General features: G+C 31.1%; 6 protein-coding genes and 1 tRNA gene. 4 read left to right on the forward strand and 3 right to left on the reverse strand.

The window, feature by feature from the left end:
- The first annotated feature begins 42 nt into the window (after positions 1-42).
- Positions 43-1,899, forward strand: a complete 1,857-nt coding sequence (htpG, locus tag SVN78_07505; protein MDY6821449.1) for a molecular chaperone HtpG — start codon at positions 43-45, stop codon at positions 1,897-1,899.
- Here htpG and SVN78_07510 read toward each other — a convergent pair.
- The 3 genes from SVN78_07510 to SVN78_07520 form a co-directional block, all read right to left on the reverse strand.
- Positions 1,880-2,596, reverse strand: a complete 717-nt coding sequence (locus SVN78_07510) for a transporter substrate-binding domain-containing protein (GenBank protein ID MDY6821450.1) — start codon at positions 2,594-2,596, stop codon at positions 1,880-1,882. The two genes, htpG and SVN78_07510, sit on opposite strands and share 20 nt — an antisense overlap.
- An 11-nt stretch (positions 2,597-2,607) precedes the next feature.
- Positions 2,608-2,703, reverse strand: a tRNA-Sec gene (locus SVN78_07515).
- A gap of 7 nt (positions 2,704-2,710) precedes the next feature.
- On the reverse strand, positions 2,711-3,121 hold the full coding sequence (locus SVN78_07520; protein ID MDY6821451.1) for an HIT family protein: 411 nt from the start codon (positions 3,119-3,121) through the stop codon (positions 2,711-2,713).
- Between the two features lie 77 nt (positions 3,122-3,198).
- On the opposite strand from SVN78_07520, the gene SVN78_07525 reads away from it, so the two are divergent.
- The 3 genes from SVN78_07525 to SVN78_07535 all read left to right on the forward strand — a co-directional run.
- On the forward strand, positions 3,199-3,831 hold the full coding sequence (locus SVN78_07525) for a pyrimidine 5'-nucleotidase (protein ID MDY6821452.1): 633 nt from the start codon (positions 3,199-3,201) through the stop codon (positions 3,829-3,831).
- Positions 3,832-3,851: 20 nt separating this feature from the next.
- The gene (locus SVN78_07530; protein MDY6821453.1) at positions 3,852-4,301 is read left to right on the forward strand and encodes a (2Fe-2S)-binding protein; all 450 of its coding nucleotides are present in this window, start codon (positions 3,852-3,854) and stop codon (positions 4,299-4,301) included.
- Positions 4,298-6,304: molybdopterin cofactor-binding domain-containing protein (locus tag SVN78_07535; protein ID MDY6821454.1), on the forward strand; the 2,007-nt coding region annotated here is incomplete at its 3' end. The genes SVN78_07530 and SVN78_07535, both read left to right, overlap by 4 nt.

The following is a 6,304-nucleotide window of genomic DNA, read 5'->3' on the forward strand; positions in this document are numbered from 1 at the left end:
CATTTTTAAAATAAGTTAAATTTCAAGTTGTAAGGAGTATTTATGGCTGAGGAGTTTACATATAAGGCTGAGACAAAACAGTTGCTTAATTTGCTTATTAATTCACTTTATACAAAGAAGGATATATTTTTAAGAGAGTTAATATCAAATGCTTCAGATGCTATTGATAGGCTAAAAATTTATGGGATAACAAATAGTATCAACAAATTTTTAGAAATTCCTTATGAAATTAACATAAAAGCTGATTCAAAAAATAGGGTATTAATTGTTTCAGATAATGGCATTGGTATGACAAAAGATGAGGCTATTAATAATTTAGGGACATTAGCGCATTCTGGGAGTAAACAATATTTGGAGGCAATTAAAAATAAGGAGTTTGATAAAATCCCAGAGCTCATAGGTCAATTTGGGGTAGGTTTTTATGCTGCCTTTATGGTTGCAGATAAAGTTGAAGTTATAAGTAAATCTGCTATCTCTAGTGAAAAGGGAGTTAAATGGATTTCAAAGGGTGGCGATAATTTCTATATAGAGGAGATTGATAAAGAGGGTTTTGGAACAGATATATATGTCTATTTAAAGAAAGGGGAAGAGATCTATCTAACAGAAAGTAAAATTAGAGAGCTTGTTAAAACCTATTCTGATTTTATTGATATACCTATTTATTTCGTTAGTGAGGATGGGAAGAAAGTAAAATTAAATTCACAAATTGCTCTTTGGAGGAAAAACAAAAGTGAAATCAAAAAAGAAGATTATTATGAGCTTTACAGGCATCATTCAATAGATAATGAAGACCCCTTAGATGTAATACATATTAAGGCAGAGGGACTAGTTGAATATAGTGCACTGCTTTATATACCATCGAAGCGTCCCTTTAATATATTTGCCCAAGATTATGAATATGGTCCTGCTCTATATGTAAAAAAAATATTGATAATGAATCACTGCAAAGATTTGCTCCCTTTTTATTTACGATTCATAAAGGGGGTTGTTGAGGTTAATGACTTGCCTTTAAATGTTTCTAGAGAGTACCTCCAAAGTAGTAGAGAAATAACAACTATAAAGAATAATCTTGTCAAAAAAATATTAGAACATTTAGAAAATATGAAAAAAAATAAAAGGGAAGAGTATGTAAAGTTTTACAAAACCTTTGGCCGTATATTAAAAGAGGGTATTATTTATGATGTAAATAATAGAGAAAAAATTGGCTCCCTTATATTAGCCCAAAGCACAAAGACAGATAATGATGAGCATATTTCATTAGATGAATATATAGAAAGAATGCCTGTTAAACAAAAATATATATACTTTATGCCTGGAAAGGATATGGATAGTATAAAGAATTCTCCCTATATTGAGGCCTTTAAAGAAAAGGATATTGAAGTTTTGCTAATGAGTGATGATTTTGATGATCTTTTTATGAGCCAGTTAAATAGCTATAAGGGGAAAATGATTAAATCAGTATTGCAAAGTGATATATTAGAATACGAAAAAAAGGACAGCGAAACATATGAAAAGTATAAATGCTTGATAGAATATATCAAAAGTGTACTTAAAGATAAGGCTATAGATGTGCAAATATCAAGGAGGCTTAAAAATTATCCTGCAATTATTGTTAATAAAAGTGGATTAAGGGAGGAGACAATTGATGCAGTTAATATGGCAAACAATAATACCCTTTTTAAGGATAGGGTTTTAGAAATAAACCCTGATAATGAAATAATAAAATATTTAATGCATGCATTAAAGGAAGGTAATAACTCTAAAACAAAAGATATAATTTATATGTTATATTATTTAGCATTATTTGAGGGCGGATATAATATAGATAATTTACAGGAGTTTAAAAATACAGCTTTAAGCGTTATAGAAAAGAGTATAGCTAGTTTGAAAACCACTTAAGATAAATTTTTTTATATATATCAGATTTCAAGAATTTTTTTAGGACGTTGTTAAATTTTTCTTTATATTGAAAATCTTTGTTTAATAAAAAGGCATAATCATGCTTAAAATATTGTGATTCAGATCTTTTAAATGTAGCATTATCGTATTGTCTAATTATATACTGTGCATAAGGGTAGTCGATGAACATTATTTCAATTTCACCGCTTATTAAACTGTCAAACAACTCTTTATAAGAGCCAAATATCATGTAATTTTGAATTTTCGCTTTATTTGCCAAATTAACCATTAAGTCTGATGAATAAATTCCAATATTTGCATCTCCAATATTTTCTAATGTTAGTTCTTTTTCAAAGCTCTTTTTTGAAATAAGTATAAAGCCAGATATTAAATAGGGAGTAGAAAATTCTACATATTTTTTTCTTTCTTCTGTTATATTAAATCCTCCTGCTCCAATATCAGCTAAATTCGATGATATAGCAGGTATAATAAGGTTACTCCTTAGAGGTATAAAGGTAATATTGTCATCCAGTTTTTTATCTAATTCTTTTAAAATATCAACATCAAAACCCACTAATTGTTTATTTTTAACAAATGAAAAAGGCGGAAAATCAATTGAAACAGCTACATTTATAGTCTTTGGGTATATATTTAATGGAAGAAAAACTATTAAAAAAAACAGAAATAATATTTTCATATCAAATATTTTGGCGGGAGAGGGAAGGAATCGAACCTTCCTCCCAGTTTTTACTGGGACAAGCGGGTTTGAAGCCCGAGGCCAGCACCAGCATAGCAACCCCTCCCTTCTATTTTATAAATTATTTTTTATTAATTCGGCATACCTATCCATTTGGGCATCATCTTGGTATTTCTTTTTTTGAAGCGCCAATCTAAAGTTGTCATCTTTATACCTAGGAACAATGTGAATATGGGCGTGAAATACCTCTTGACCACCAGCACTCTCGACATTTTGGATAATATTTAAACCATCACAGGAAATACCATTTTTTATTGCTTTGGCAAGTTGCTTGACCTTATAGTAGATTGAATTTGAGTACTCATCGGGCATATCAAGGATATTTCTAAAATGAGTTTTAGGGATTAAAAGGGTATGGCCATAATTAACAGGCATAATATCTAATATAGCTATATAGTGTTCATCCTCATATATCTTTTTACTTGGCAATTCTCCGTTTATTATTTTACAAAAAATACAATCCATAACACCCCCCGATGTGTTGAAATATTAAAAATTATACTATATTAAAATTATAAATAATATATCATATTGATGCAACGATGAACTTTATATTTGACTTAGATGAAACCCTATATAATCCAAGTATCCCTATAATGCAAATAATAGGTGATAAGATTAATAGATATATGAGAAAAAAATTGAATTTTGATAGCGGGGAAATTGAAGAAAAGAGAAAATACTTTAAATTAAAATATGGAACAACCTTGTCTGGGCTTATGAATGAATGTAAAATTGACCCTTATGATTTCTTAGACTATGTTCATAATTTAGAGTATAACAGATTACTTAAAAGGGATGTTTTTTTAAGATCAATCTTAAAAAATGTTAATGGTAAGCACTTTATATATACAAATGCTTCTTATAAGCATGCAATAAATGTATTAAAGAGACTTGATATTTTAGATTTATTTAATGATATAGTTTCTATTGAGACAACAGATTTCTACCCAAAACCGACGGAAGAAGGTTTTTTAAGATTTATAGATAAAACTGGAATTGATTGTAAAAGATCTATTTTTCTAGATGACAATATAAACAATCTTATAACAGCAAAAAAATTTGGCATTAAAACTGTCTTAGTTGGAAATGTTTTAAATATAAATAATAATATTGATTATAAAATTAATAATATATATAATATAAATAAATTATATAGTGAGATTATCCTATAAAATAGATTGGAGGTAAATAAATGGCCGTGATCAATGTAAATAAAAAGAGATATACCGTAGATGTTGATGAAAATGTGCAGATATTATGGGTTTTAAGAGAATATTTGAAGCTCACTGGTACTAAATTTGGCTGTGGCATTGGGATGTGTGGGGCATGTACAGTTTTAATAGACGGCAAAGCAAAAAGGTCGTGCACAACGACTATTAAGCAGGTAATTGATAAAGAGATTACAACTATTGAAGGGATTGATGAGGATAACCCTGTAAAAAAAGCATGGATAAAAGAAGAGGTTCCACAGTGTGGATATTGTCAACCTGGACAAATTTTACAGGCTATTTCATTTTTGAGGGAAAATCCTAAACCTACTATTGATCAGATAAAGAAAGCTATGAGTGGTAACTTGTGTAGATGTGGTACATATCCAAAAATTATTAACACAATATACAATGTTTCAAGGGGGAAAATATGAAAACATTAATGAATAGAAGAGACGCTCTTAAAGTATTATCAACTGCAGGTTTGTCTTTAGCTGTTATTACAAGTCCCTTTGGTGTTAAAATTATAAAGGCCAATAATAAGATTGATGACGAATTTTTTACTCCAACAATTTGGTTGCATATATCAACTGATGGTACTGTAGTTGTTATCGTTAATAAATCAGAAATGGGTCAGGGGGTATATACATCTCTACCACAAATTTTAGGAGATGAGTTAGGGGCAAATTGGGACAGTATATATGTTTGCCCTGCCCCTGCAAGGGAAAAATATATTGATTATAAATCTGGGGCACAGCTAACTGGAGGTTCAACTAGTATAAGACATATGTATATGACCTATAGGATAGCTGGTGCAACTGCAAGAGAGATGCTTATAGAAACGGCAAGTGAAAGATGGAAAGTTGATAGAGAGAGCTGTTTTACAAGGGACGGATTTGTCATTGGACCTAATAATCTTAAAATTCCCTTTGGCAGGTTAGTAAAAGAGGCAAGCAAAAAAATACCCCCGTTGAATCCAAAATTAAAGGATGAAAGTAAGTTTTATTTTATTGGCAAACCAATGAGAAAATTTGATATAGCCGATAAAGTCAATGGAATGACAATATTTGGTATTGATAAACAATTAGAGGGTATGTGTTATGCTACTGTTAAAAGATCTGTAGGCTATGGTGGCAGTCCCGCTAATTTTAATATAGATAAACTAAAGAATGACAAAGATTTTATAGATGCTTTTAAGATAGGCAGTGGCGTAGCCGTAGTTGCTAAAAAGGTGGATAAAGCGATAAGTTTAAGGGATAAAGTAGATGTTAGTTTTACAAATGTAGCAAACCCAAAATTAGATACCCAATTTATTGAGACTACCCTAAAAAGCTCCATTAATAAAAGAGGTATTGTTGCAAGATCATTCGGAAAAGTAGATGATATATTGGAGACTAGTAAAAGAAAACTAACAAGCACATACCTGCTACCATATTTGGCACATGTTACTTTAGAGCCAATGAACTGTACTGTTGATTTAAAAGAAGATAGATGTGATTTGTGGGTTCCAACACAGTCACAAAGTGGAACCCTCTCAGTTGCAAAACAATTAACAGGGTTTCCTGAAGAAAAGATTCATGTACACACTACTTATTTAGGAGCAGGATTAGGCAGAAAAGCAGAAGTTGATTTTGTCAGTGAAGCCGTTGAGATTGCTAAAAAAGTTAAAAAACCTGTAAAATTAATATGGACTCGTGAAGATGACTTTAAACATGATTTTTACAGGCCTGCCAACATATCAGAAATTACTGCCTCACTAAATGATAATAATAAAATATCAGCTTGGAAGCATAAAATTGCAATACCTTCAATCTGGGAAAGGGTTAATCCAAAGAGAATGTATAGGGGTGTTGATCCATCAGCTGTGGAGGGCCTCGTGAATTTGCCCTATGATGTTGATAGTTTGCATGTAGAGTTTATAAAGGTAGACTTCCCTATCCCTGTTGGTTTTTGGCGATCTGTTGGAAGCACCCACAATGGATTCACAGTAGAATCATTTATAGATGAACTTGCATATATGGCAAATATTGACCCTGTCGAATTTAGATTGAAACACCTTAAAAACGATAAAAGAGCAGCTAGGTTGGTTGATCTAGTTGCTGAAAAAATAAATTGGGGCAATAAAGAATCTGGTTATGGCTATGGGGTAGCACAGCATTTCTCCTTTGGTTCTTATGCCGCTGAGGCTGCAAAAGTTGAAGTTGATGAGGAAAGTGGTAAAATATTAGTAAGAAAAGTTGTTGCTGCCATTGATTGTGGTAAAGTTGTAAATCCAAAAATTATAAAAGAGCAAGTAACAGGTGCTGTTATAATGGGCATAAGTACTGCACTAAAAGAAAAGATGGAATTTGCAAATGGTGGTGCAAAGACAAACAATTTTTATGATTATAAGATATTAAGCGCAGAAGAGGCTCCTGATATAGAGGTATATGTGGTA

The organism is Deferribacterota bacterium (genome assembly GCA_034189185.1).
In the GTDB taxonomy this organism is placed as follows: Bacteria; Chrysiogenota; Deferribacteres; order Deferribacterales; family UBA228; genus UBA228.

Coding starts and splice junctions, on each gene's coding strand:
- htpG (MDY6821449.1), top strand. CDS start 43: ATGGCTGAGGAGTTTACATATAAGGCTGAGACAAAACAGTTGCTTAAT.
- SVN78_07510 (MDY6821450.1), bottom strand. CDS start 2,596: ATGAAAATATTATTTCTGTTTTTTTTAATAGTTTTTCTTCCATTAAAT.
- SVN78_07520 (MDY6821451.1), bottom strand. CDS start 3,121: ATGGATTGTATTTTTTGTAAAATAATAAACGGAGAATTGCCAAGTAAA.
- SVN78_07525 (MDY6821452.1), top strand. CDS start 3,199: ATGAACTTTATATTTGACTTAGATGAAACCCTATATAATCCAAGTATC.
- SVN78_07530 (MDY6821453.1), top strand. CDS start 3,852: ATGGCCGTGATCAATGTAAATAAAAAGAGATATACCGTAGATGTTGAT.